This is a genomic window from Actinomadura kijaniata NBRC 14229 (assembly GCF_001552175.1).
Classification (GTDB): domain Bacteria; phylum Actinomycetota; class Actinomycetes; order Streptosporangiales; family Streptosporangiaceae; genus Spirillospora; species Spirillospora kijaniata.
Genome location: NZ_BCQR01000186.1, coordinates 1 through 22,919, shown reverse-complemented (window position 1 = coordinate 22,919; position 22,919 = coordinate 1). Strand labels below are relative to the sequence as shown.

Annotated in this window: 25 protein-coding genes; 20 read left to right on the top strand and 5 right to left on the bottom strand. The window is 74.1% G+C overall.

All coding sequences use genetic code 11. The features are described 5' to 3' along the window. Positions 1-109: 109 nt before the first annotated feature. The 3 genes from AKI01S_RS40910 to AKI01S_RS40900 are packed head-to-tail and all read right to left on the bottom strand — an operon-like array spanning position 110 to position 1,796. Complete coding sequence (locus AKI01S_RS40910) at positions 110-598, bottom strand: hypothetical protein (RefSeq protein ID WP_067831044.1); 489 nt, start codon at positions 596-598, stop codon at positions 110-112. Then, positions 595-1,137 (bottom strand): MauE/DoxX family redox-associated membrane protein, encoded by a 543-nt coding sequence (locus AKI01S_RS40905; protein WP_067831042.1) that lies wholly within the window; start codon positions 1,135-1,137, stop codon positions 595-597. The genes AKI01S_RS40910 and AKI01S_RS40905 overlap by 4 nt, the downstream gene beginning before the upstream one ends. Next, entirely contained in the window at positions 1,134-1,796 is a 663-nt protein-coding gene (locus tag AKI01S_RS40900) for a hypothetical protein (RefSeq protein WP_157420521.1), read from the bottom strand. The genes AKI01S_RS40905 and AKI01S_RS40900 overlap by 4 nt, the downstream gene beginning before the upstream one ends. A gap of 165 nt (positions 1,797-1,961) precedes the next feature. Between AKI01S_RS40900 and AKI01S_RS40895 the strand changes: the two genes are divergently transcribed. The 4 genes from AKI01S_RS40895 to AKI01S_RS54890 all read left to right on the top strand — a co-directional run bounded on the left by AKI01S_RS40895 (position 1,962) and on the right by AKI01S_RS54890 (position 3,982). Next, positions 1,962-2,507, top strand: a complete 546-nt coding sequence (locus tag AKI01S_RS40895; RefSeq protein ID WP_067831037.1) for a PaaI family thioesterase — start codon at positions 1,962-1,964, stop codon at positions 2,505-2,507. After that, on the top strand, positions 2,504-2,977 hold the full coding sequence (dut, locus tag AKI01S_RS40890) for a dUTP diphosphatase (protein WP_067831034.1): 474 nt from the start codon (positions 2,504-2,506) through the stop codon (positions 2,975-2,977). Before AKI01S_RS40895 ends, dut begins: the two co-directional genes overlap by 4 nt. Before the next feature lie 3 nt (positions 2,978-2,980). After that, positions 2,981-3,796 (top strand): DUF3710 domain-containing protein, encoded by an 816-nt coding sequence (locus AKI01S_RS40885; protein WP_067831031.1) that lies wholly within the window; start codon positions 2,981-2,983, stop codon positions 3,794-3,796. A 105-nt stretch (positions 3,797-3,901) separates the two neighbouring features. Then, the gene (locus tag AKI01S_RS54890; RefSeq protein WP_501162095.1) at positions 3,902-3,982 is read left to right on the top strand and encodes a 50S ribosomal protein bL37; all 81 of its coding nucleotides are present in this window, start codon (positions 3,902-3,904) and stop codon (positions 3,980-3,982) included. Between the two features lie 9 nt (positions 3,983-3,991). Here the strand turns inward: AKI01S_RS54890 and AKI01S_RS40880 are convergent, their stop codons facing one another. Both AKI01S_RS40880 and AKI01S_RS51335 read right to left on the bottom strand, forming a co-directional pair. Then, positions 3,992-4,720, bottom strand: a complete 729-nt coding sequence (locus AKI01S_RS40880) for a PIG-L deacetylase family protein (protein WP_067831055.1) — start codon at positions 4,718-4,720, stop codon at positions 3,992-3,994. Next, positions 4,717-5,151: an Rv3235 family protein gene (locus AKI01S_RS51335; protein WP_067831028.1), complete on the bottom strand. Its 435-nt coding sequence runs from the start codon at positions 5,149-5,151 to the stop codon at positions 4,717-4,719. The genes AKI01S_RS40880 and AKI01S_RS51335 overlap by 4 nt, the downstream gene beginning before the upstream one ends. 575 nt (positions 5,152-5,726) lie before the next feature. On the opposite strand from AKI01S_RS51335, the gene AKI01S_RS40870 reads away from it, so the two are divergent. The 16 genes from AKI01S_RS40870 to AKI01S_RS40800 form a co-directional block, all read left to right on the top strand. Beyond that, positions 5,727-6,134, top strand: a complete 408-nt coding sequence (locus AKI01S_RS40870) for a peptidase inhibitor family I36 protein (protein ID WP_067831025.1) — start codon at positions 5,727-5,729, stop codon at positions 6,132-6,134. A 248-nt stretch (positions 6,135-6,382) separates the two neighbouring features. After that, positions 6,383-8,008 (top strand): TlrC/CarA/OleB/SrmB family ABC-F type ribosomal protection protein, encoded by a 1,626-nt coding sequence (locus tag AKI01S_RS40865; RefSeq protein ID WP_067831022.1) that lies wholly within the window; start codon positions 6,383-6,385, stop codon positions 8,006-8,008. Positions 8,009-8,135: 127 nt separating this feature from the next. Then, entirely contained in the window at positions 8,136-8,399 is a 264-nt protein-coding gene (locus tag AKI01S_RS40860) for an SAV_915 family protein (RefSeq protein ID WP_157420520.1), read from the top strand. Between the two features lie 19 nt (positions 8,400-8,418). Continuing rightward, on the top strand, positions 8,419-9,717 hold the full coding sequence (lysA, locus tag AKI01S_RS40855; RefSeq protein ID WP_067831052.1) for a diaminopimelate decarboxylase: 1,299 nt from the start codon (positions 8,419-8,421) through the stop codon (positions 9,715-9,717). A 118-nt stretch (positions 9,718-9,835) separates the two neighbouring features. Next, positions 9,836-10,276 carry a cupin domain-containing protein gene (locus AKI01S_RS40850; protein WP_067831016.1) on the top strand — a complete coding sequence of 147 codons (441 nt, stop codon included), beginning with the start codon at positions 9,836-9,838 and terminating at the stop codon, positions 10,274-10,276. Positions 10,277-10,581: 305 nt separating this feature from the next. Then, positions 10,582-10,671 carry a potassium-transporting ATPase subunit F gene (locus tag AKI01S_RS49870; protein ID WP_084000747.1) on the top strand — a complete coding sequence of 30 codons (90 nt, stop codon included), beginning with the start codon at positions 10,582-10,584 and terminating at the stop codon, positions 10,669-10,671. Then, a complete protein-coding gene (gene kdpA / locus AKI01S_RS40845) occupies positions 10,672-12,333 on the top strand; it encodes a potassium-transporting ATPase subunit KdpA (protein WP_067831013.1) in 1,662 nt (553 codons plus the stop codon). Then, positions 12,333-14,489, top strand: a complete 2,157-nt coding sequence (gene kdpB / locus AKI01S_RS40840) for a potassium-transporting ATPase subunit KdpB (RefSeq protein WP_067831010.1) — start codon at positions 12,333-12,335, stop codon at positions 14,487-14,489. The genes kdpA and kdpB overlap by 1 nt, the downstream gene beginning before the upstream one ends. A gap of 1 nt (position 14,490) precedes the next feature. Continuing rightward, positions 14,491-15,408: a potassium-transporting ATPase subunit C gene (locus AKI01S_RS40835; RefSeq protein WP_067831007.1), complete on the top strand. Its 918-nt coding sequence runs from the start codon at positions 14,491-14,493 to the stop codon at positions 15,406-15,408. 74 nt (positions 15,409-15,482) lie between these two features. Then, on the top strand, positions 15,483-16,163 hold the full coding sequence (locus AKI01S_RS40830) for a response regulator (RefSeq protein WP_067831004.1): 681 nt from the start codon (positions 15,483-15,485) through the stop codon (positions 16,161-16,163). Between the two features lie 48 nt (positions 16,164-16,211). Further along, positions 16,212-16,973, top strand: coding sequence for a DsbA family protein (locus AKI01S_RS40825; protein WP_067831001.1), 762 nt, complete (start codon positions 16,212-16,214; stop codon positions 16,971-16,973). 96 nt (positions 16,974-17,069) lie between these two features. Next, the gene (locus tag AKI01S_RS40820; RefSeq protein ID WP_067830998.1) at positions 17,070-17,819 is read left to right on the top strand and encodes an ABC transporter ATP-binding protein; all 750 of its coding nucleotides are present in this window, start codon (positions 17,070-17,072) and stop codon (positions 17,817-17,819) included. After that, on the top strand, positions 17,816-19,174 hold the full coding sequence (locus AKI01S_RS40815) for an FtsX-like permease family protein (RefSeq protein WP_245681992.1): 1,359 nt from the start codon (positions 17,816-17,818) through the stop codon (positions 19,172-19,174). The genes AKI01S_RS40820 and AKI01S_RS40815 overlap by 4 nt, the downstream gene beginning before the upstream one ends. A 90-nt stretch (positions 19,175-19,264) precedes the next feature. After that, positions 19,265-21,073 carry a murein biosynthesis integral membrane protein MurJ gene (murJ, locus tag AKI01S_RS40810; RefSeq protein ID WP_245681991.1) on the top strand — a complete coding sequence of 603 codons (1,809 nt, stop codon included), beginning with the start codon at positions 19,265-19,267 and terminating at the stop codon, positions 21,071-21,073. 19 nt (positions 21,074-21,092) lie between these two features. Beyond that, positions 21,093-21,947 carry a PhzF family phenazine biosynthesis protein gene (locus tag AKI01S_RS40805; protein ID WP_067830995.1) on the top strand — a complete coding sequence of 285 codons (855 nt, stop codon included), beginning with the start codon at positions 21,093-21,095 and terminating at the stop codon, positions 21,945-21,947. Positions 21,948-22,029: 82 nt separating this feature from the next. Then, positions 22,030-22,919 (top strand): oxygenase MpaB family protein (locus tag AKI01S_RS40800; protein WP_067830992.1); only part of this gene is annotated, 890 nt, incomplete at its 3' end.

Genomic DNA, 22,919 nt, shown 5'->3' with positions numbered 1-22,919 from the left:
CGGCCCACCCGGGCGCGCGCCGGGCGCCCCTCGCGGGGCGCGCGCCGCCGGACGCGTTCGGCGCCGTGCGGGCGCGGACCGTGCAGCGGGGGGACGTCCTCCAACTGGATCATCGGACCACCTCCGGTTCGGTGAACGTGCGCAGTGCCTCGGGGGAGCCGACCGGCTCGGCGCGGCGGACCCGCCCGGCCGCGTCCACCAGCACCGCGAACGGCGTGGCGGGCACCCGGTAGGACACGAACAGCCCGCCCTCCTCGTGCGTCAGCACCCTGGCCCCGGGCGCGAGGGCCGCGTCGGGCGCGGGACCGGCGAAGACCGCCCCGAACGGGCGGCCCAGCTCCTCGGCGGCCCGCAGCACCTCGTGGCAGACCCCGCACTCGACGTCCAGGAACAGCAGCAGCCCCGGCCCGACGCGGTCGAACGCGGGGGCGCGGGCGCCGGGCGGCGGCCCCAGCCGCGGCGCGCCGTCGCGTTCGCCGGGACCGGGCCGCACCCCCTGCGAGAGGACCTGCACCTGCCGGACCAACCCGGCCACCACCAGCGACAGCAACACGATCGCCACCCACGACAGCACCAGCGCGCTGGTCTGGAAGCTCATCGGGCCGTGCTCCTCTCCCCGTCGAACGGCACGGTCAACGCCTGCGGCAGCGCCCACAGCAGCACGGCGAACGCCACCCCCGCCAGGACGGTCACCGCCCGCCCGGCCTCGCTCATCCCCGCCGCCGGACCCCACAGGGCCCCGGCGGCGGCCAGCGCCGCCAGCGCGGCGGCGCGCCCGGCCACCCAGCCCGTCATCGGCGTCGAGGACCCGGCGCAGCCGCACGGCACCCGGCCCCGCGTCCGCGCCACATGGGCGCCGTACAGGGCGTACCCGGCCAGCAGGACGGCGGCCAGGGCCATGCCGGAGCGCAGCAGCGCGGCGTTCCCCGTGACCAGCCCGGCCAGCGCGCCGCCACCCGCGGCCGCCTCCGCCAGCACCGCCAGCGCGGCCACCGGCGCGATCAACGGCGCCGGGACGACCCGGTGCGTCAGCAGCGCCGCGGCCAGCGCCCCCGGCCGCACCGCCTGCCCGGCCACCGCGACCAGCAGGGTCAACGGCACCGCGACCACCCCGGCCCCCGCCAGCAGCCCCGTCACCGCACCGCCTCGATGGTCAGCTCGGCCAGGCGGGACGGGGCCTCGCGGAGGCGGTCCTCCTCCGGCAGCACCGTGACCAGCAGCGACCGCAGCGCCAGCAGGAAGTAGGGGCCCTGGCCCTCCACCGTGTCCCGGAACAGCTCGCCGCCCGCCACCGACGCGCCCCGCCACGGCGGAAGCACCCGCTTCGTACGGGCGGTCAGCGCCCTGATCTCCAGCAGCCCCAGGCCGGGGACCTCCTTGACCAGCTCGGCCGGGTCGGGCGAGACGGCCCGGCCGTGCGGCGCGGCCACGATCCCGTCGTCGTGCTCGGTGACCCGCACCGTCTGGAACAGCGCCACCGCGTCGGCGGGCCGCCCGTGGTACAGGTGCGTGAACACCGCGTGCCGCCGCCCCTCCCAGACCGCCGCCAGCAGCGGCTCGCGCAGGCCGGTGTCGGGGTCGCGGGTGGCGGTCTCGCCGACCCGCAGCCGCCCGCCCTGCACCCGGAACTCCTGTGTGAACCGTTCCACGCCGATGTCCTCGGCCCAGGCGCGGGCGTCCTCCCGCGCGCCGCTGGAGATCTCGTGCAGCCGCGGCCCCACCGCGACCCGCGCCACCGACGTCCACGGCCGTCGAAGATCGTGGGTGCCGGTCAGCCGCACCCGTGTGCCGTCCAAGGAACGATGTGTCACCTGTCGCCGCACTGAGCTGCCCTCCGAACGCGGCCGCCCGGGATGTACGCGGACGGGGCGGTTGGGATAAAGACGACGTTACGCTCCGTACGTGGCCCCTGAGGGAAACCTGCCGGAAGTGGTCACGGAAAGAGCCGGTAAAGTCAGGCCGTGAACCGCTCTGACCTCACCGTTCCCCCGCCCGGCACCCCCGTCCCGCAGCCCCACCCCGACGCCCTGGTCGGCGAGAAGCTCGGCCCGCACTACGCGAAGTGCTTCGGCTGCGGCCCCGACCACCCGACCGGGCTGCACCTGGAGGCGGTCAGCCACGACGGACTGAGCGTGGAGGCCGGGTTCACCGTCGGCGACGTCCACCAGGGCGCGCCCGGTCTGGCGCACGGCGGCGTTTTGGCCACGGCCATCGACGAGGCGCTCGGTATGGTCGTGTGGCTGCTCCGTAAGCCCTACGTCACCGGCCGCCTGGAGACCGACTACCTGCTGCCGGTGCCGGTGGGCACCACGTTGCACATCCGGACCCGCTGCACGGGCGTCGTGGGCCGCAAGGCCTACCTGGAGGCGGAGGCCCGGATGGACGCGCCCGACGGCCCGGTGGCCGTCCGCGGCGCGGCCCTGTTCATCGAGGTGCCCGTCTCGCACTTCACCGAGCACGGCGACGGAGTCGGCGGAATGAGCCCCGAGCGTGAGGTGAACCCGTGAGCAAGGTGGACGTGCTGATCAAACGGCTCGACGAGGGTCTGCCGGTCCCCTCCTACGCCCACCCCGGCGACGCCGGAGCCGATCTGCGCACCGCGGTGGACGTGGAACTGCCGCCCGGCGAACGCGCGGTGGTCCCCACCGGCATCGCCATCGCGCTTCCCGACGGCTATGCCGCCTTCGTTCACCCCAGGTCCGGTTTGGGCGCTAAGTTGGGGGTGACCATTGTCAACGCACCCGGTACGGTCGATGCCGGCTATCGGGGTGAGATCAAGGTGACCCTGCTGAACACCGACCTCCGCGACACCGTCCGGCTCCGCCGCGGCGACCGCGTCGCGCAACTGGTCGTGCAGCGGGTGGAGCACGCGGTCTTCCACGAGGTCACCGAGCTTCCCGGATCGGCACGGGGTGCCGACGGGTTCGGCTCCACCGGCGGGTTCCGGGGTAACGAGCACAGTCGAGAAGGAGCGTGAGTCGTGGCTTTTGGACGTCGCCGGCAGGCCGAGGAGCCCGCTGAGGGACCCGTGTCGGCCGACGAGCAGGTGGAGACGGCCGTGGACGACGAGGCTCCGGCCGAGGCCGCTTCCGCGGACGGCCCCTGGGACTCCGAGGAGTCCTACCCCGAGATGCAGCGCCTGGACTTCGGTTCCATGCTGGTCCCGGTCGCGCCGGGCCTGGGCTTCCAGGTGAACTTCGAGGCCACCGAGGTCGACGAGGAGGGCAACCCGCTGGACGCCCGCCCCGTCGCGGTGCTGGTCCAGTACGGCGAGAGCGCCATGCAGCTCCAGGTGTTCGCCGCGCCCAAGCGCACCGGCATCTGGGAGGACGTGCGCGCCGAGACCGCCAAGGACATCACCGAGGAGGCCGGCGGCCAGACCCAGGAGGGCGAGGGCCCGTTCGGTCCCGAACTGCTGGCCATGGTGCCGGCCCCGCTGACCGAAGAGGTCCTGGCGGAGATGCCGGACGAGATCAGGGAGCAGATCCCGGCCGAGTTCGTCGAGCAGGGCTGGGCGCCGCAGATCATCCGCTTCCTCGGCGTGGACGGCCCGCGCTGGTTCCTGCAGGCCGTGGTGCAGGGCGCCGCGATCGAGGACGAGGAGCAGTGGCAGGTCCTGGAGGACGTGCTGCGCGGCACCGTGGTGGTCCGGGGCGACGCCCCGATGCCGCCGCGCGAGCTGCTGGAGCTGAAGATCCCGGCCGAGTTCGCCGAGGCGACCCCGGAGGACGAGGAGGAGAACGCCGAGACGTTCAACCCCTTCGAGCGCGGCCCGGAGATCACCGAGGTCCGCTGACCCGAGGGCTTCCGCGAGGCCCGGCACGGCGGGGTGTCCGCACCCGGCCGTGCCGGGCCTCGCGCGCCTCTTGCGGGACGGTGCCCGCCGAGGGTCAATCGAGCCATGTCGAAACGAACCCGCAAGCGCCGTTCCCGCAAACGGAACAGGGCCAACAAGGGGCGGAGGCCCTGCGCGCGGCACTAGCGCGCGGTACTAGGTGGCGATGAGCTCGAACGGCATCGCGTACTCGACGCCCACCTCACGGCCGACCGGCGCCGCGAAGTCGGTCAGCATCGCCTCGGGGTCGAAGTCCTGCCCGAGGTTGTCGAAGTAGATCTTGTGGGCGCGCAGCGAGGCGATCCCGGCCTCCAGGTGCCCGGTGACGTCCACGTAGTGCGTGGGCTGCGGCGACCCGCCCATGAGGGCGAACCGCACGCCCTGCCACGGTTCCAGGCCGAGGTCGCGGAAGACCCAGCGGTTGGCGGCGTCGCGGATCGCGTCGACCACGGCGAGGCCGAGCACGCGGTGGTCGGCCATGTTGAAGAACCCGCCGGGGAAGGTCTCGCGGAAGTTCACCGAGATCACCACCTCGGGCCGGTGCCGCCGGATGACCTCGGTCAGCCTGCGGCGCAGCGGCAGCCCGTACTCCAGCGTCCCGTCGGGCAGGTCGAGGAACTCCACGGTGTCGACGCCCACGCACCGGGCGGCCTCGACCTGCTCGGCGCTGCGGATCCGCGCCACCTCGGCGGGGTCCATCGAGTCGATCCCGGCCTCGCCGCGCGTGGCGAGGACCTCCGCGACCTCCTTGCCCTGCGCGGTCCACCGCGCCACGGCGGTGGACCCGCCGTACTCCAGATCGTCGGGGTGCGCCACGATGGCCAGCGCCCGCTGCCAGTCCTCCGGTACCGGTTCCATGTGACCATTCTGGCGGACGCCGATCATCCGGCCCGGCGCAGGGCGCGCGCGGGCGGGCGGGGCAGGGTCGTCTCCACGGCCGCGCACCGCCAGCGGCCGTTCCGGCGCTCCAGCCGCAGCGCGAGGGCCTGGACGCGGCCGTCCAGCGTCACCACGGCCCCCGCCTCCGCGACGTCGGGGACGGGCCGCTGCACCCAGGTCCGCAGCACGCGGGGCGGCGGCACCCGCGCCCCGGCCGCCGGGAGCCGGTGCGCGGCGACCTTCTCGCACATGCCCGGCATGGCCCACCAGGCGAGGTGCCGGGGCTCCCGGACGCCCGCGAGGACCTCGGCGAGGAGCCGCACCGCCGTCTCGACGACCCTCCGCAACTCCTCCGGCGAGGCCTCGGCCGCGCCACCGGCGGCATGCCGCGACCCGCGCGCGGAGATCCGCACGACCGCCCGTTCGGAACCAGACATCCCGCCTCCCGCAGAAGCACCGACACTCCCTGACAGGAGCCGGAGGCGACCGTCCAGATACACCGGGTCCGGTCCCGGCCACCGGGGTAACACCGGCGACGCCGTGGCGATCACCTCGTCCGGGACGTCGCGGGAGCGGACCGGCTCGGTGATCACGCGGTCCATGCGGTCGCGCTCGGGCGGCTGTCCGCGTCCCGCATGCAGGGCAGCAGTTGCGCGACCTCCCCGCTGTTCAGGCCCGCGGCGTAGAGCGTCCGGATGCGGATGATGCGGTCGACCGCCCACTCACCGTAGTCCCGGCGGCCGCTACGTCACCGGCACCGCCCTCGCGGTGGACGGCGGATGCACCACCTGACGGAACGCCGTCCGGCCCCGGTGGCCCCCGGGCGGATGAGTGCCCGGGGGCCACCGGGGCGGCGGTGGTTTGGGACCAGGGGTCCTGGCGGGGGCCGCACGGGGTGGCCGAGGATGGGACGTTCCCGTTGGCGATCTTCAGCGGCGAGATCGCCCGACCGTCGCCGGTCGGACGGAAACACCGAGAAACCACCCATCGCCCTACAAGAGGACGACCACGAATGGCACCACACAGCAAGGGGATACGCGCGCTGACGCTGACGGCACTGGCCGGGGCCAGCCTCGTGGCGGCGGGGACCGCCGCCGAGGCGGGCACGGTCACGCGGCCGGGCGGCGTGTCCGCGGAAGGCTACGCCTCGTGCCCGAAGGACCACTTCTGCACCTGGTCGAAGCCCAACTTCAAGGGCAAGCGGACCAAGGTCTACCTGAGCCGGCGGGTCAACGCGTGCGACCCGGGCGGGGACGAGTTCCCGGCCATCGTCAAGAACGCCCGGTCGGTCCGGAACATGACCAGGTACTACCTGTGGGGCCACGACAAGTCCTGGCGCACGACCGTGAAGATCGCGCCGCGCCGCGGAAAGGGCAACAACACCAAGTACAAGAAGACCACCCGCTGGTGCCTCGGCTGACCGGCGCCCCCGCCCGTCGATCAACGTGACCCCGGTCACGTTGATCAACGGGCGGACCTGCCCTACCTTGAGCGCATGGGTTCCCTGTGATTCGAACGAGGACGGGACGGCGTTGAGCATCGCTCCGCCGTCGCCAGGTCCTCTCACGCGCCCGTGAAGCACCCCTCTTCCCGACGTTCGTCGTGTGGTGCTCGCGCGCGCTGACGCCTCCCTCCCGGCTCGTTCGAATCACAGGAGGTGGTGCCCACATGCGCACCGCTCAACTCGCACTGCACGACGTCACCAAGCGCTACGCCGACCGCGTCGTCCTCGACCGCGTCGCGCTCACCGTCCGGCCCGGGGAGAAGGTCGGGATCATCGGCGACAACGGGGTGGGGAAGTCCACCCTGCTCAGGCTGATGGCCGGGGCCGAACGGCCCGACAACGGCGAGGTCGTCACGGTGGCCCCGGGCGGGGTCGGGCACCTCGCGCAGGCGCTGGAGCTCCCCGGCGACGCCACCGTCCAGGACGCCGTCGACCTCGCGTTGAAGGACCTGCGCGAGATCGAGGCGCGGATGCGGGCCGTCGAGGCGGAGCTGACCGCGCGCGCCTCGGAGGAACTGCTGGAGGAGTACGGCCTTCTCGTCGAACGCCACGAGACGCGCGGCGGCTACGAGGCCGACGCCCGGGTGGAGATCGCCCTGCACGGGCTCGGGCTGCCGGGCCTGGAGCGGGGACGCCGGATCGCCACCCTGTCGGGCGGGGAGCGCTCACGCCTGGCGCTCGCGGCCGTCCTGGCGTCCCGGCCGGAGCTGCTGCTGCTGGACGAGCCCACCAACGACCTCGACGACCAGGCGGTGGAGTGGCTGGAGTCGCATCTGCGCGCCCACCGCGGAACGGTCGTCGCGGTCACCCACGACCGGGTGTTCCTGGAGCGCCTGACCAGCACCATCCTGGAGGTCGCGGAGCGGAACGTCGTCCGGTACGGGGACGGTTACGCCGGTTACCTGGCGGCCAGGGAGGCCGAGCGGCGCCGCCGCCTGCGCGAGTACGAGGAGTGGCGGCAGGAGATCGACCGCAACCGGCGGCTCGTCGCCGCCAACGCGACCCGCCTGGAGTCGATCCCGCGCAGGCTGCCGCTCGCGGTGTTCGCGGCCGGGCCGTTCCGGGCGCGCGGCCGCGGCCACGGCGCGATGAGCCGCATCCGCAACGCCAAGGGGAGGCTGGAGCACCTGACCGGCAACCCCGTCGCCCCGCCGCCCGAACCGCTCACGTTCAACGCGAGCATCACCACGGCGGGAACGGCGGAGGAGGAGATCGTCGCCGAGCTCGTGGACGTGCGCGTGGCGGACCGCCTCCATCTGGGTTCGCTGCGCGTCCGCCGGGGCGAGAGGCTGCTGGTCACCGGCCCGAACGGGGCGGGCAAGACCACCCTGGTGAAGGTGCTGGCGGGCGAGCTGCGGCCGGACGCCGGAACGGTCCGCCGCCCCGCCCGCGTCGGCCACCTGCGCCAGGAGGAGATCCCGTGGCCGCCGGGGACGACCGTGCTGCGGGCGTTCGCGCACGGCCGTCCCGGCGACCCGGCCGACCACGCCGCGGCGCTGCTGTCGCTGGGCCTGTTCAGCCCCGACGACCTGGAGCGGCGCGTGGGTGACCTGTCCTACGGGCAGCGCCGCCGCGTCGAGCTGGCGCGCCTGGTCACCGAACCGGTCGACCTGCTCCTGCTGGACGAGCCCACCAACCACCTGTCGCCCGCCCTCGTCGAGGAACTGGAGGAGGCGCTGACGCACTACGCCGGAGCGCTGGTGGTCGTCACCCACGACCGCCGCATCCGCGAACGCTTCACCGGCTCCCACCTGTCCCTGGACACCGGCCGTGTCGCCGAGGCCGCGTGACCCCGCGTCAGGAAGGCGTGAGAAGGGGCCGGGCCGGCGTCAACATCGCGTAGGGACGCCGGGCGGGGCGCCGGCCCGTGCCTAGCGTGGGGTCCGTTCGACAGGACACCACGAAAGGAACGTGCTGGTGGGCGCGGTTTTAATCGTCCCGGTGCGGGAGTGCCCGGGCGGGACCCTGAGCGTGCGGACCGGGCGGATCGACGCCTCGGGGGAGCGCGTCGGGATCGCCTTCAGCGACGAGGAACGGGCGCGCGCGGCGTTCGGGGCGGGGATCCGGTGCGTCCGGCTGTCCGAACCGGCGCTGCGCGCGCTGCTGCGGCCCGTGGGGGTCGCGCGGATACAGATCGATCCCGTACTGGTGGGAGGCCGCGCGTTCGCGCTGGCGGGCTGAGGAGGAGCACGACGTGCTGATGACCGGAAGCGGAGTGTGGCCCGCCACGGCGCGGGAGCGTCCCGACGGGGACGTGTCGGTCGGCGGAGTGCGGCTGACCGAGGTCGCCCGGCGCTTCGGGACGCCCGCCCACGTCCTCGACGAGGAGGACGTGCGGCGGCGGTGCCGGGCGTTCCGGCGGGCGTTCCCCGACGGGGAGGTGGCGTACGCGGGCAAGGCGTTCCTGTGCCGGGCCATGGCCCGGTGGATCGCCGAGGAGGGGCTGTCGCTGGACGTGTGCTCGGCCGGGGAGCTCGCCGTCGCGCGGGCCGCCCGGTTCCCGGGCGAACGGATGCTCATGCACGGCAACGCCAAGACGCCCGAGGACCTGAGGGCCGCGCTGGACCACGGCGTGGACCGGATCGTCGTGGACTCGTTCCACGAGATCGCCCGGCTCGCGGCGCTGGCGCCGGACACGGCGCGGCCCCGGCTGCTGGTGCGCGTCACCCCCGGCGTCGACGGGCGCACGCACGCGGCGGTGACCACCGGGACCGACGGGCAGAAGTTCGGCCTGTCGCTGGCGTCGGGCGCGGCGGCCGAGGCCGTGCGGCGGGTCCTGGCCCAGCGGCGGCTGGACCTCGTCGGCCTGCACTGCCATCTCGGGTCGCAGATCTCGGACGTGGACGCCTTCGAACGCGCCGCGCGCCGCATGGTCGCGTTCCTGGCGCGGATCCGCGACGAGCACGGTGTCGTGCTGCCCCGGCTGGACCTCGGCGGCGGCTTCGGCGTCGGCTACCGGGACGGGGAGCCCGGCCTCGACCCCGCGACGCTCGGCGACCGGCTGCGCGGCGCGGTCCGCGAGGCGTGCGCCGGGCACCGCCTCCCCGCGCCCCTGCTGACGGTCGAGCCGGGCCGGGCGATCGTCGCCCGGGCGGGGGTGACCGTCTACCGGGTGGTGAGCGTCAAACACGCCCCGGACGGGCGGCTGCTGGTGGCCGTCGACGGCGGCATGAGCGACAACCCCCGCCCCGGCCTCTACGGCGCGCGGTACGAGGCGCGGCTCGTCGGGCGGCGCGTCCTCGGCGGGGACCGCGCCGCCGCCGTCGTCGGCCGCCACTGCGAGGCCGGGGACGTCCTGGTCGGGGACGCCCGGCTGCCCGCCGACGTCCGGCCCGGCGACCTGCTCGCCGTGCCCTGCACCGGGGCCTACCACCACTCGATGGCCTCCAACTACAACCTGGTCCCGCGCCCGCCGGTGCTGGCGGTCCGCGACGGCGGCGTCCGCCCGCTGGTCCGCCGCGAGACCTTCGACGACCTCCTCACCCGCGACGTGGGCTGAGCCACGGACCTCGCGCCCGTCCCGGGCCGTGCGAAGATCGTTTGGGGTGGACGTCGCCCGGGGCCCGGCGGGGGCACCGGCCGTTCCCCCGCCGGCCGCACACCGATCGGGAGGGCCCATGACCGCGCTCGTCACCCCCGAGGACGCCGAACGCCTGCGCGCGCCCGTGGGGGAGTACCTCGTCCGGCTCTCGGGGGAGCACACCGGCGGGTCGCTCGCCATCGTGGAGTACCGGTTCCCGCCGGGGGCGCTCGGCGCGGCCCCGCACATCCACCACGGGCACGAGGAGCACTTCCAGATCCTCGACGGCGAGGTCACCTTCGACCTGGGGGACGGGTCCGTCGCGGTCGGGGCGGGCGGGACCGTGTCCGTCCCGCGCGGCGTCGCCCACGGCTTCCGCAACGCCTCCGACGACTGGGCGCGCTGCCTGTTCATCCTCACCCCGGCCGGATACGAGGACTACTTCCGCGACATCCACCGAGCCCTGGAAAACGGCCACCCCCTCACCCCGGACCACCTCAACGACCTAAGAGCCAAGTACGACACCGCCCCCGCCTAGACACCACCACGGCCGGACCACGAACACCCGGCAAGCCGAGGGCGCACCAGGCGCCGGTCGCACCGCGACCGGCGCCTTTTCCGTTCCGCCGTCAGGGCGGCGTTAAGGGGGGTCGTGGGGGCGTTAAGGGCGCGTTAGGGGGGCGCGGGGGCTCGGGGAATGGGCGTTTTACTCCGGTGTGGGTCCCGGGTCCGGGGCCGTATCCGATCCCCATAGGAACCGAACATGCATGACGTCGCCTTCGTGCTGCTGACCGTGGCGGTCTTCGCCCTGCTCGGCCTGCTGGTGAAGGGCGTGGAGAAGCTGTGACCGCCGAGAACCTGGTCGGGCTGGTGCTGGCCGCCGGACTGATCGTCTTTCTGATCGCCGCCCTCGTGTTCCCGGAGCGCTTCTAGATGGGGACGGCCGTCGCGGGGATCTGCTTCGTCGCGTCCCTCGTGCTCGCCCTCGCCGTGGTCTACCGGCCGCTGGGCGACCACATGCACCGCGTCTACGACGGACGGCGGCACTCGCGCGTCGAGCGGGTGATCTACCGGCTCGTGGGCGTCAAGCCCGACGCCGAGCAGACCTGGGGCGTGTACGCCCGCAGCGTGCTGGCGTTCTCGGCGGTCGGCGTCCTGTTCCTGTACCTGCTGCAACGGGTCCAGGACAGGCTGCTGCTGTCGCTGGGCTTCAGGCCGGTCAAGCCCGACCAGGCCTGGAACACCGCCGTCAGCTTCGTCACCAACACCAACTGGCAGTCCTACTCCGGCGAGTCGACCATGGGCCACCTGGTGCAGATGGCCGGGCTCGCGGTGCAGAACTTCGTGTCCGCCGCCGTCGGCATGTGCGTCGCGATCGCGCTGGTGCGCGGCTTCGCCCGGAAGCGGACCGAGCACCTCGGCAACTTCTGGGTGGACCTGACGCGGGGCACGCTGCGGATCCTGCTGCCGATCGCGTTCGTCGGCGCGGTCGCGCTGGTCGCGGGCGGCGTGATCCAGAACTTCGGGGACGGGCACACCGCCGCCACCTTCGCGGGCGCCCAGCAGAGGCTGCCCGGCGGGCCGGTCGCGAGCCAGGAGGCCATCAAGGAGCTCGGCACCAACGGCGGCGGCTTCTTCAACGCCAACTCCGCCCACCCCTACGAGAACGGCGCCGCCTGGACCAACTGGCTGGAGATCTTCCTGATCCTGGTCATCCCGGTCGCGCTGTGCCGCACGTTCGGCCGGATGGTCGGGCAGGACCGCCAGGGCCACGCGATCGTCGCGGTGATGGGCACGATCGCGCTCGTCAGCGTCGCGCTGACGAACGCCTTCCAGCTCATGCACCACGGGACCGTCCCCATGGCGGTCGGCGCGGCGACCGAGGGGGTGGAGAGCCGGTTCGGGGTGGCGAACTCCGCCACGTTCGCGGCGGCCACGACGCTGACCTCGACCGGCGCGGTGAACTCCTTCCACGACTCCTACACCGGCCTCGGCGGCATGATGACGATGGTGAACATGATGCTCGGCGAGGTCGCGCCGGGCGGTGTCGGCTCGGGGCTGTACGGCATGCTCGTGCTGGCCGTCATCACCGTGTTCGTCGCGGGCCTGATGGTGGGCCGCACCCCCGAGTACCTCGGCAAGAAGATCGGCAGCCGGGAGATCAAGTTCGCGGCCTGCTACTTCCTGGTGACCCCGATCCTGGTGCTGACCGGGACGGCGGCGGCCGTGGCCACGCGGAGCGGCCGGGCCGGGATGCTGAACTCCGGCGCGCACGGCTTCAGCGAGGTCCTCTACGCGTTCACCTCGGCGTCGAACAACAACGGCTCGGCGTTCGCGGGGCTGACGGCCAACACCGTCTGGTACGACACCGCGCTCGGGCTGTGCATGGCGTTCGGCCGCTTCCTGCCGATGGTCTTCGTGCTCGCGCTGGCCGGGTCGCTGGCCCGGCAGGGCCGCACGCCCGCCTCCGACGGAACGCTGCCCACCCACCGGCCGCAGTTCGTCGGCATGGTCACCGGCGTGACGGTCGTCCTGGTCGCGCTCACCTTCCTCCCCGCGCTCGCGCTCGGCCCGCTGGCTGAAGGACTCCACTGATGGCTGTACAGACGCTCACCCCCACGCCGGAACGCAGGCCCCCGGCCCCCGGCGGCGACCGGAGGATCTCCGGCGGGCTGCTGGACCCCGGGCAGCTGCTGAGGTCCCTGCCCGAGGCCGTCCGCAAGCTCGACCCGCGCACCCTGTGGCGCAACCCGGTCATGCTGATCGTCGAGATCGGCGCGGTCTGGACGACGGTCCTGGCGGTCCTGGACCCCTCGCTGTTCGCCTGGCTGATCGTCGGCTGGCTCTGGCTGACCGTCGTGTTCGCCAACCTCGCCGAGGCCGTCGCCGAGGGGCGCGGCAAGGCGCAGGCCGACTCGCTGCGCCGGGCCAGGACCGACGCCGTCGCGCGCCGCCTGTCCGGCTGGACGCCGGGCGCCACCGGCGTCCCCGAGGAACGCGTCGGCGCCCCCGAGCTGAGGCGGGGCGACATCGTGGTCGTCGAGGCCGGGGAGATCGTCCCCGGCGACGGCGACGTGGTCGAGGGCATCGCCAGCGTGGACGAGTCGGCGATCACCGGCGAGTCCGCGCCGGTGATCCGCGAGTCCGGCGGCGACCGCAGCGCGGTGACCGGCGGCACGCGGGTGCTGTCGGACCGGATCGTCGTGCGGATCACCCAGCGGCCCGGCGAGGGCTTCATCGACCGGATGATCGCGCTGGTGGAGGGCTCGGCCCGGCAGAAGACCCCCAACGAGATCGCCCTCAACATCCTGCTGGCCGCCCTGACGGTCATCTTCCTGCTGGCGGTGGCGACCCTCCAGCCGATGGCGATCCTCGCCAGGGGCGACAACCCCGGCGTCCCCGACACCCCCGCCCTGGACGCGGGCGGCGTCACCGGCGTGGTGCTGGTCTCGCTGCTGGTCTGCCTGATCCCCACCACGATCGGCGCGCTGCTCAGCGCGATCGGCATCGCGGGCATGGACCGCCTGGTCCAGCGCAACGTCCTGGCGATGAGCGGCCGCGCCGTCGAGGCGGCGGGCGACGTCGACACCCTGCTGCTGGACAAGACCGGCACCATCACCCTCGGCAACCGCCAGGCGTCGGAGTTCGCCCCGGTGGCGGGTGTCACCGCCCTCGAACTCGCCGACGCGGCCCAACTGTCCAGCCTGGCTGATGGGACCCCGGAGGGACGCTCGATCGTCGTGTACGCCAAACAGCGCTACGGCCTGCGGGAACGCGCTCCGGGCGAACTGGAGCACGCCACCTGGGTGCCGTTCTCGGCACGCACCAGGATGAGCGGGGTGGACCTGCCCGGCGGTCGCCGGATCCGCAAGGGCGCGGCCTCCGCCGTCGTCGAGTGGGTGCGGGAGAACGGCGGCCACCCCACCGAGGAGGTCGGCCGGGTCGTGGACGGCGTCTCCGCCTCCGGCGGCACGCCGCTGGTGGTCGGCGAGCGGGCCGCCGACGGCACCACCCGCGTCCTCGGCGTCATCCACCTCAAGGACGTCGTCAAGGCGGGCATGCGCGAGCGGTTCGACGAGATGCGCCGGATGGGCATCCGCACCGTCATGATCACCGGGGACAACCCGCTGACCGCCAAGGCCATCGCCGACGAGGCGGGCGTGGACGACTTCCTCGCCGAGGCCCGGCCCGAGGACAAGCTCGCCCTGATCCGCAGGGAGCAGGAGGGCGGCCGCCTGGTCGCGATGACCGGCGACGGCACCAACGACGCCCCCGCCCTGGCCCGGGCCGACGTCGGCGTGGCCATGAACACCGGCACCTCGGCCGCCAAGGAGGCCGGGAACATGGTGGACCTGGACTCCGACCCGACCAAGCTCATCGAGATCGTCGAGATCGGCAAGCAGCTGCTCATCACGCGCGGCGCGCTGACCACGTTCTCGATCGCCAACGACGTCGCCAAGTACTTCGCCATCATCCAGGCGCTGTTCGTGACCGTGTTCCCCGGTCTGGACGCCCTCAACGTCATGCGGCTGCACAGCCCGCAGTCGGCGGTCCTGTCGGCGGTCGTGTTCAACGCGCTGGTCATCGTCGCGCTGATCCCGCTGGCCCTGCGCGGCGTGCGCTACCGCCCCGGCAGCGCGTCCAGCCTGCTCGGCCGCAACCTCTGCGTCTACGGCCTGGGCGGGGTCGTCGCCCCGTTCGCCGGCATCAAGCTCATCGACCTCATCATCCAGTTCCTCCCGGGGATGTGACATGCGTTCGCCCACCTGGATCCGGCAGCACCTCGCGGCGCTGCGCGCGCTGCTGGTCTTCACCGCACTGCTCGGTCTCGTCTACCCGTTGGCCGTCTTCGCGGTCGCCCAGCTCCCCGGCCTGAAGGACAAGGCCGACGGCTCGCTCGTGAAGGCGAACGGAAAGCTGGTCGGCTCGGCAAGCATCGGCCAGTCCTTCGCCGACAAGGACGGCAACCCGCTCAGGCAGTACTTCCAGACCCGCCCGTCCAACGCCGGAGACGGCTACGACCCGACCGCCAGCGGGGCGAGCAACCTCGGCCCGGAGGACGTGGTCGACACGCTGCCCGACCCGAAGCTGGTCGCGGCGGGCAAGGAGGACGAGAACGCCCGCGAGAGCCTGCTGACCCAGGTCTGCGAACGCAGCAGGGCCGTCGGCGAGCTGGAGGGCGTGGACGGCTCCCGGCCGTTCTGCACCCCCGGCGGCGTCGGCGCGGTGCTGGCGGTGTTCGGCCCGCGCGCCAAGGACGGCACCGTCCCGCATCCGACGCGCGTCGTCAGCCTGAACGAGCAGGAGGGCGCCGTGAAGACCCCCTTCGTCGCCACCTACAGGGGCGTGAAGGTGGAGCCGGCCCGGTACGGCGAGGACTACGCCAGGGGACTGGTCGTCCCGGTCCGGGGGAACGCGCCCGCCGAGCCCGCCGTCCCCGCCGACGCGGTCACCGCCAGCGGCAGCGGCCTGGACCCGCACATCTCCCCGGAGTACGCGCGGCTCCAGGTCCGGCGGGTCGCGCGGGCCCGCGGCGTCACCCCCGCACAGGTCGAGGCCCTGGTGAGGGAGGACCGGACCGGCCGCTCCCTCGGCTTCATGGGCGAGCCGGTCGTCAACGTCCTGCGGCTCAACCTGGCCCTGGACGCGAAGTACCCGGCCCGGGACTGACCCGGACCCCGGCCATGGGAAGCAGAGCCGCGGGCGTCCCCGGGACGGCGGCTCGACCACATCCGAGGAGACCGATGACCCGCGTTCTGGTGGTCGACGACTCGCCGCAGATCCTCACCACCCTCCGCCTGAACCTGCGCGCCCGCGACTACGAGGTGCGGGTCGCGCCCGACGGGGGCCGCGCCCTCGCCCACGCCGCCGACTGGCACCCCGACCTGGTGATCCTGGACCTGGGGCTGCCGGACCTGGACGGTGTGGACGTCATCCGCGGCCTGCGCGGCTGGACCAGGGTCCCGATCATCGTGCTGTCGGGCCGCACGGACGGCGGGGACAAGGTGGACGCCCTGGACGCCGGGGCCGACGACTACGTGACCAAGCCGTTCGGCGTGGAGGAGCTGCTCGCCCGCGTCCGCGCCGTCACCCGCCGCGCGCCGGTGGACGGGGAGGAGCCGCCGGCCGTCCGCGTCGGCTCCCACACCGTGGACCTGGTCGGCAGGACCGTCACCGGCGACGACGGCGGGCGCGTCCACCTCACCCCCACCGAGTGGGGGATCGTCGAGCTGCTGGTGCGCAACCCCGGCCGGCTCATCGCGCAGCGCCGCCTGCTGGCGGAGGTGTGGGGCCCCTCCCATGTGAAGGAGACCCACTACCTGCGCGTCTACCTGGCCTCGCTGCGCCGCAAGCTGGAGGCCGACCCGTCCCGGCCCCGGCACCTGATCACCGAGCCGGGCATGGGGTACCGCTTCGAGCCCTGACCGGGCGGCGATGTCCGGCGCGCGGTGATGATCGGCCACACTGGGCGGATGGGGGAGACGCCGGAGGGGACGGAGCGGCCCGGGGGCCGGACGAAGGCCGTGGCCGCGGCGCTGGTCGCGGCGCTGGTGGTGGCGGTGATGCTGGTGGCGACGCTCACGCGCGGCGGGGACGCCGGACCGGCGGAGGAGACCGCCGGGGCCGGGGACGCCGAGGAGATCGAGGCCCCCTCGACCCCGACCCCCACGGCCGGGGCGACCTGGGCCGGGCCGACGCCGCCGCCCGCCGACCGGGCGCTGTTCGCCGGACGCGACGACGCCCCCGTGACGCTGGTGGAGTTCGGCGACTTCCAGTGCCCCAAGTGCGGCACGTTCGCCCGCACGACCAAACCCGAGCTGATGCGCCGCTACGTGGACACCGGCGTGGTGCGGCTCGTCTGGCGGGACTACCCGACGTTCGGCGAGGAGTCGCGCAGGGCCGCGGTCGCCGCGCGGGCCGCCGCCCGGCAGGGCCGGTTCTGGCCGTTCCACGACGCGCTGTACGCGCGGCAGCCCAGGCGCATGAACAGCGGCGCGATCAACGACGGCATGCTGCGCGACGTCGCCCGCGCCGTCGGCCTGGACGTGGCGAGGTTCGACGCCGACCGGCGCGACCCGGCGGTGCGCGGGGCGGTGGACGCCGACCTCACGTTCGGGGCGAGGCTCGGGGTGCCGGGCACGCCCGCGTTCCTCGTCAACGGCACGCCGTTCTTCGGCGCGCAGCCGATCGAGGAGTTCGCGAAGGCGATCGAGCGGGCCCGCGCCGGGAAATAGGGGAGTTTCCTCCACCCGCGGGGGTGGTCTGCCCCCCTCGGGGCCCGGCCTCATGATCCCTAGCGTCGTTCCCAGCGAACGACGGAGGGAACGGCGATGAACACCAGCATGGAAGAGGCGCTCCGCCTGGAGGCGGTGCGCAGGGTCTACGGAAGCGACGGCAACCGCGTCACGGCGCTGGACGGGGTGTCGCTGGCGCTCCCGGCCGGGTCGTTCACGGCGGTGATGGGGCCCTCGGGGTCCGGCAAGAGCACGCTGCTCCAGTGCGCGGCGGGGCTCGACCGGCCCACCGAGGGCCGGGTGTACGTGGACGGCGCGGAGCTGGCGGGCGGGGGCGAGGCGGCGCTGACGCGGTTCCGGCGCGAGCGGATCGGCTTCGTGTTCCAGCGGTTCAACCTGCTGCCGACGCTGACCGTCATGCAGAACGTGACGCTGCCGCTGAAGCTCGCGGGGCGGCGGGTCGACCGGCGCCGGGCCCGGTCCATCCTGGAGCGGGTGGGGCTCGGCGACCGCCTGCACCACCGGCCCGCCGAGCTGTCGGGCGGGCAGCAGCAGCGCGTGGCGATCGCGCGGGCGCTGGTCACCGAGCCGAAGGTCGTGTTCGCCGACGAGCCGACCGGCGCGCTCGACACCCGCAGCGCCCGCGAGGTGCTGGCGCTGCTCCAGGAGAGCGTGCGCGTGTACGGCCGCACCATCGTCATGGTCACCCACGACCCGGTCGCCGCCTCCCACGCCGACCAGGTGCTGTTCCTGGCCGACGGGCGGCTGGTCGGGCGGATGGCCGCGCCGACCGCCGAACGGGTCGCCGAGCACATGACGCGCCTCGGCGAGCTGGTGGGGGTGTGACGGTGTTCGGTCTGGCGGTTCGGACGCTGCGGCACCGCGCGGGCGGGTTCGCGGCGGTGTTCCTGGCGATGGTCCTGGGCGCGACGATCCTGATGGCGTTCGCGTCGATGCTCGACATCGCGACCGGCGACGTGCCGGGCGCGGCCCGCGAGACCCTGGTCATCATGGCCACGGTCGTCGGCGGGTGGGGGATGCTGCTGGTGGCGTTCGCGGTGGTGTCCACTCTCACCCTGGCGGTGCGGCAGCGCGCCGCCGAGATCGCGCTGCTGAAGTCGGTCGGCGCGACGCCCGCGCAGCTCACCCGCATGATCGTGGGGGAGGCGGTGGCGCTGGCGGTGGTCTCGGTGGCGCTGGCGGTCGCCCCGGCCGCGCTGGCGGGGCGGGGCCTGCTGGCGCTGCTGCACGACACCGGGCAGGTCCCCGCGGACGTCGGGTACGCGTTCGGGCCGATCGCGCTCGCCCAGGGATTCGGGATCACGCTGGTCGCGTCGGTCGCGGCGGCGTACATCACCGCGCGCCGCACCACCCGCGTGCGGGTCGCCGAGTCGCTGGTGTCGGCCGAGGTGGAGCGCCCCCGCATGAGCAAGAAGAGGATCGTCGCGGGCGGGCTGTTCCTGGCGCTGGGCCTGGACCTGGCCATCGTCACCGTGACCGCCATGCGGAACGCGGGCCAGGAGACGATGGCCACCGCCGGGCAGGCGGCGATCCTCGCCTCGTTCGGGCTGGCGGTGCTGGCCCCGGGGCTGGTGCGCGGCGCGGCCCGGCTGGCGGGCGGGGTGCTGGAACGGTGCGGCGCGGCGGGCGACCTGGCGCTGGCGAGCCTGCGCGGGCGCACCGGGCAGGCCGCGTCGGTCGTCACCCCGATCATCCTGTTCACCGGGATCGGCACCGGCACCCTCTACGTGCAGGCCACCGAGAACGCCGTGATCGCCCGGTCGGGCCTGGCGCCCGAGGAGGGGGCCGAGACGATCGAGACCCTCAACCTCGTGGTCATCGGGATGATCGTGGCGTTCACCGCGCTGATGCTGGTCAACACGCTGCTGGCGGCGACCGCGCACCGCCGCCGCGAGTTCGGGCAGCTCCGGCTGGCCGGGGCCGCCCCCGGGCAGGTGCTCGGCGCGGTCGCCCTGGAGGGGGCCGTGCTGATGGTCACCGGGGTGCTGGCCGGGACGGTGGCGTCGGTGTTCACGATCCTGCCGTTCACCGTGGCGCGGGCGGACGCGCTGGTCCCCGACGGCGGGCCGGGCATCTACGCCGGGACCGTCGCGGTCGCGGCCGCGCTGACGCTGGTCACCGTGGTCGGCGCGACCCGCCGCGCGCTGCGCGTCCCGGCCGTCGAGGCCGTCGCCGTCTGACCGCCGGCCGGCGCGCCACCCGAACGCGCCGCCCCCTCGGGCCGTCTCACAGTGCGGCATAATGCGGCACTCGGCCCGAGGGGGGACGTGATGGCGGAACAGGAGCGTCCGGAACGCGGCCGGGTGGTGATGCCCGCCGTCTTCGAGGCCGCCGAGAAGGCCGAGCCGACCCGCCGGCCCGAACGGGGCCTCACCCCCGTGGGCGAGCGGGTCGGAGCGCCCGGCACCGCCGACCGGCCCGGCTGGGACGACGACGAGATCGGCCCCGCCGCCCAGGCCGCCCCGCCCGGCGTCGCCCACTCCAGCGCCGTCATGGCGATCGGCACGGTGTTCTCCCGGCTGACCGGGTTCCTGCGCACCGTGGTGATCGCGGCGGCGCTCGGCGGCGGGGCCCTCGGCAACGCCTACCAGTCCGCCGACGTGATCCCGTTCACGATCTACGAGTTCCTGTTCGGCGGGCTGATGGCCAGCGTGTTCGTGCCGTTCCTGGTCAAGCGCCGCAGGCAGGACCGCGCGCTGGGCGAGGCCGCCGAGCAGCGGCTGCTGACCGCCGCGCTGCTGTTCCTGGTGGCTCTCACCACCGCCGCCGTCGTGCTCGCCGACGAGCTGATCTCCCTGTACGCGGGCAACTACACCGGGCGGCAGCGCGAGGTCGCGGTGCTGGCGACCCGCTGGCTGCTGGTCCAGATCGTCTTCATCGGGATCAGCGGCGTGGCCAGCGCCATGCTCAACGCCCGCGACCGGTTCGGCGCGCCGATGTGGGCGCCGGTGGTCAACAACCTGATCACGATGGCGGCGGGACTGTGGTTCATCCACCTCGCCGGGCCCGGCCGCGACCTGGGCACCGTCACCGACGGCCAGATCGGCGCCCTGGCGCTCGGGTCGTCGCTGGGCACGGCCGTGCAGGGGCTGGTGCTGGTGGGGGCGCTGTGGTCGGCCGGGTTCCGCTGGCGGCCCCGGCTCGACCTGCGCGGCTCCGGGTTCGGGGAGGCCGCCCGCAGCGCCGGGTGGATGATGGTCTACATCGCCGTGTCGCAGGCCGCGCTGCTGGTCACCGTGAACGTCGCCAACCGCGCCGGGGACCGCGCCGCCGACCTCGGCCACTCCAACGCGGGCCTGGCGGTCTACAAGTTCGCGATGGTCGTCTTCCAGCTCCCCTACGCGATCATCGCGGTGTCGGTCATCACCGCGCTGCTGCCCCGGATGAGCGCGCACGTCGCCGACGGCCGCCGCGACCTGGTGCGCGCCGACTTCTCGCGCGGCCTGCGCCTGTCGTCGGTGCTGCTGGTCCCGGTCGGGATGGCGATGCTGGTGTTCGCGGTGCCCGGCAGCGTCGCGCTGTTCGGCTACGGCCGTCTCGGCGTGTCCGGGGCCGGGCGGGTCGGCACGATCCTGATGGTGTTCGCGCTGGTGCTGATCCCGTTCGTGGTGTTCCAGCTCCAGATGCGGGTGTTCTACGCGCTCGGCGACACCCGCACCCCCGGCCTGCTGGCGATCCCGGCGGGCCTCGTCCAGGCCGCCGTGTCGGTCGCGGCGCTGCGCCTGGCCCCGCCGGAGCGCGTCGTGCTGTGGCTGCCGCTCGCCTATGGCCTGTTCTACCTGGTCGGAACGGTCGGCGCGACGCTGGTGCTGCGGCGCCGCCTGGGACGGCTGGACGGCCGCCGCATCGCCCGCACGCTGGCCCTGCTGCACCTGGCGGCGCTGCCGGGCGCGGCGTTCGCGGCCGGGGCGGTGTGGGCGTTCGCGCGGCTGCCGGGGGCGCTGCCGCCCGCCCTCGGCGCGATGGCCGTCGGGTCCCTCGGCGGCGGCCTGCTGTACCTGGCCGCCGCGCGCCTGCTGCGCGTCCCCGAGATCGGCTACTTCACGGACATGGCCCGCACCCGCCTCCGCCGCCGCTGACGGCTGCGAGAATCCTCGCATGACCACCGAGATCCTGCTCTACACGGCCTTCAGCGACGACCCCGAGGGCGGCAACCCCGCCGGGGTCGTGCTCGACGCGTCCGGGCTGAGCGACGCCGACCGGCTGGAGATCGCCGCCGAGCTCGGCTACTCCGAGAGCGCGTTCCTCACCGCGCCGCCCGCGGGCCTGGGCGAGCCGGGCCGCGCCTACACGCTGCGGTTCTTCAGCCCGAAGGCGGAGGTGTCGTTCTGCGGGCACGCCACCGTCGCGACCGCCGTCGCCCTCGCCGAACGCCACGGCCCCGGCGCGTTCACCTTCGCGACCCAGTCGGGGACCGTGCCCGTCGAGGTCGCCGCCGCGGGCGACGGGACGCTGCGCGCCACGCTGACCAGCGTCGAACCGTACGTCGCGCAGGCCGAGGAGCTGGACCGGGCGCTGGCCGCGCTGCACTGGAGCGCCGACCAGCTCGACCCGGCCCTGCCGCCCCGCTTCGCCTACGCGGGCGCCCGCCACCTGGTCCTGGCCGCCGCCACCCGGGAGCGCCTGGCCGACCTGGACTACGACTTCACCGCCCTGACCGAGTACATGACGGCCCACGACCTCACCACCGTGCAGCTGGTGTGGCGCGAGTCCGACACGGTGTTCCACGTGCGCGACCCGTTCCCGGTGGGCGGCGTGGTCGAGGACCCCGCCACCGGCGCGGCGGCGGCCGCGTTCGGCGCCTACCTGCGCGACCTCGGCCTGGCGGGGCCGGGCACGCTCACCCTGCACCAGGGCGAGGACATGGGCCGCCCCGGCGTCCTGAGCGTGGAGCTGCGCGACGGCGACCCGCGCGTCCGCGTCTCCGGGACCGCCGTGCGGCTCCGAGGGTGATCCGCGCCACGCCGCCTTGCAAGTGAGCACTTACTCGGGCACTGTGGGAGGCGCATCCCACCCATGCGTCACGGAGGTCCCGATGGCAGCTTCCGGAGCGGCCCGTCAGCTACCGGAACCCACCGCGCCCGACACCGTCGTCCCGGAACGTTCCGGAACCGCGGGCCGCCTGCCCGACATCGCCCGCGACACCCTGACGCCGTTCGCGCTCGCGGCGGCCGGGGCGAACGTCATCATGCAGCTGTCGCGGCTGCCGGTCGGGCACGGCGTCATCAAGAGCCCCGTGGAGAGCGGCCGGATCGACCGCCACCCGATCAAGCGGCTGCGCACCACCCTCAGCTACATCGTGGTGGCGATGCACGGCACGCCGGACGAGCGCGACCATATGCGCGGAGAGGTGAACCGCTCGCACCGCGCCGTGCGCTCCCTGCCCGGCGACCCGGTGAAGTACAACGCCTTCGACCGCGAGCTCCAGCTGTGGGTGGCCGCCTGCCTGTACTGGGGCACCGAGGACCTCTACATCAGGCTCTACGGGGAGCCGACGCCCGAGCAGCGCGACGACTTCTACCGGCACGCCGCCCGCTTCGGCACGACCCTCCAGGTCACCGAGGACATGTGGCCCGCCGATCGGGAGGCGTTCGAGAAGTACTGGGCCGACGGCGTCGAGAAGATCGTGGTGGACGACCTCACCCGCCGCTACCTGCGGGCGTTCGCCGGGCTGTACTTCCTGCCCGGCCCCATGCGGCGGGTGCTCGGCCCGACGAACCGGTTCCTGTGCGTGGGGTTCCTGCCCGAGCCGTTCCGGGAGGCGCTCGGCTTCCGGTGGAGCGCGGCCGACCAGCGCCGCTTCGACCGCTTCTGCCGGGCGGCCGCCGCCGTGAACCGCAACCTGCCGGGACCGGTGCGCGGCTTCCCCTGGAACCTCTACCTGTGGGACGTGCGCCGCCGCATCCGCGACGGCCGTCCCATCGT

Bases quoted from the DNA above. Each gene is read 5' to 3' on its own strand.
- AKI01S_RS40830 (WP_067831004.1), top strand. From the start codon at position 15,483: ATGACCCGCGTTCTGGTGGTCGACGACTCGCCGCAGATCCTCACCACC.
- murJ (WP_245681991.1), top strand. From the start codon at position 19,265: ATGGCGGAACAGGAGCGTCCGGAACGCGGCCGGGTGGTGATGCCCGCC.
- AKI01S_RS40825 (WP_067831001.1), top strand. From the start codon at position 16,212: ATGGGGGAGACGCCGGAGGGGACGGAGCGGCCCGGGGGCCGGACGAAG.
- AKI01S_RS54890 (WP_501162095.1), top strand. From the start codon at position 3,902: ATGTCGAAACGAACCCGCAAGCGCCGTTCCCGCAAACGGAACAGGGCC.
- AKI01S_RS40850 (WP_067831016.1), top strand. From the start codon at position 9,836: ATGACCGCGCTCGTCACCCCCGAGGACGCCGAACGCCTGCGCGCGCCC.
- AKI01S_RS40805 (WP_067830995.1), top strand. From the start codon at position 21,093: ATGACCACCGAGATCCTGCTCTACACGGCCTTCAGCGACGACCCCGAG.
- AKI01S_RS40865 (WP_067831022.1), top strand. From the start codon at position 6,383: ATGCGCACCGCTCAACTCGCACTGCACGACGTCACCAAGCGCTACGCC.
- lysA (WP_067831052.1), top strand. From the start codon at position 8,419: ATGACCGGAAGCGGAGTGTGGCCCGCCACGGCGCGGGAGCGTCCCGAC.
- AKI01S_RS40820 (WP_067830998.1), top strand. From the start codon at position 17,070: ATGAACACCAGCATGGAAGAGGCGCTCCGCCTGGAGGCGGTGCGCAGG.
- AKI01S_RS40910 (WP_067831044.1), bottom strand. From the start codon at position 598: ATGAGCTTCCAGACCAGCGCGCTGGTGCTGTCGTGGGTGGCGATCGTG.
- kdpA (WP_067831013.1), top strand. From the start codon at position 10,672: ATGGGGACGGCCGTCGCGGGGATCTGCTTCGTCGCGTCCCTCGTGCTC.
- AKI01S_RS51335 (WP_067831028.1), bottom strand. From the start codon at position 5,151: ATGTCTGGTTCCGAACGGGCGGTCGTGCGGATCTCCGCGCGCGGGTCG.
- AKI01S_RS40835 (WP_067831007.1), top strand. From the start codon at position 14,491: ATGCGTTCGCCCACCTGGATCCGGCAGCACCTCGCGGCGCTGCGCGCG.
- AKI01S_RS40880 (WP_067831055.1), bottom strand. From the start codon at position 4,720: ATGATCGGCGTCCGCCAGAATGGTCACATGGAACCGGTACCGGAGGAC.
- AKI01S_RS40870 (WP_067831025.1), top strand. From the start codon at position 5,727: ATGGCACCACACAGCAAGGGGATACGCGCGCTGACGCTGACGGCACTG.
- kdpB (WP_067831010.1), top strand. From the start codon at position 12,333: ATGGCTGTACAGACGCTCACCCCCACGCCGGAACGCAGGCCCCCGGCC.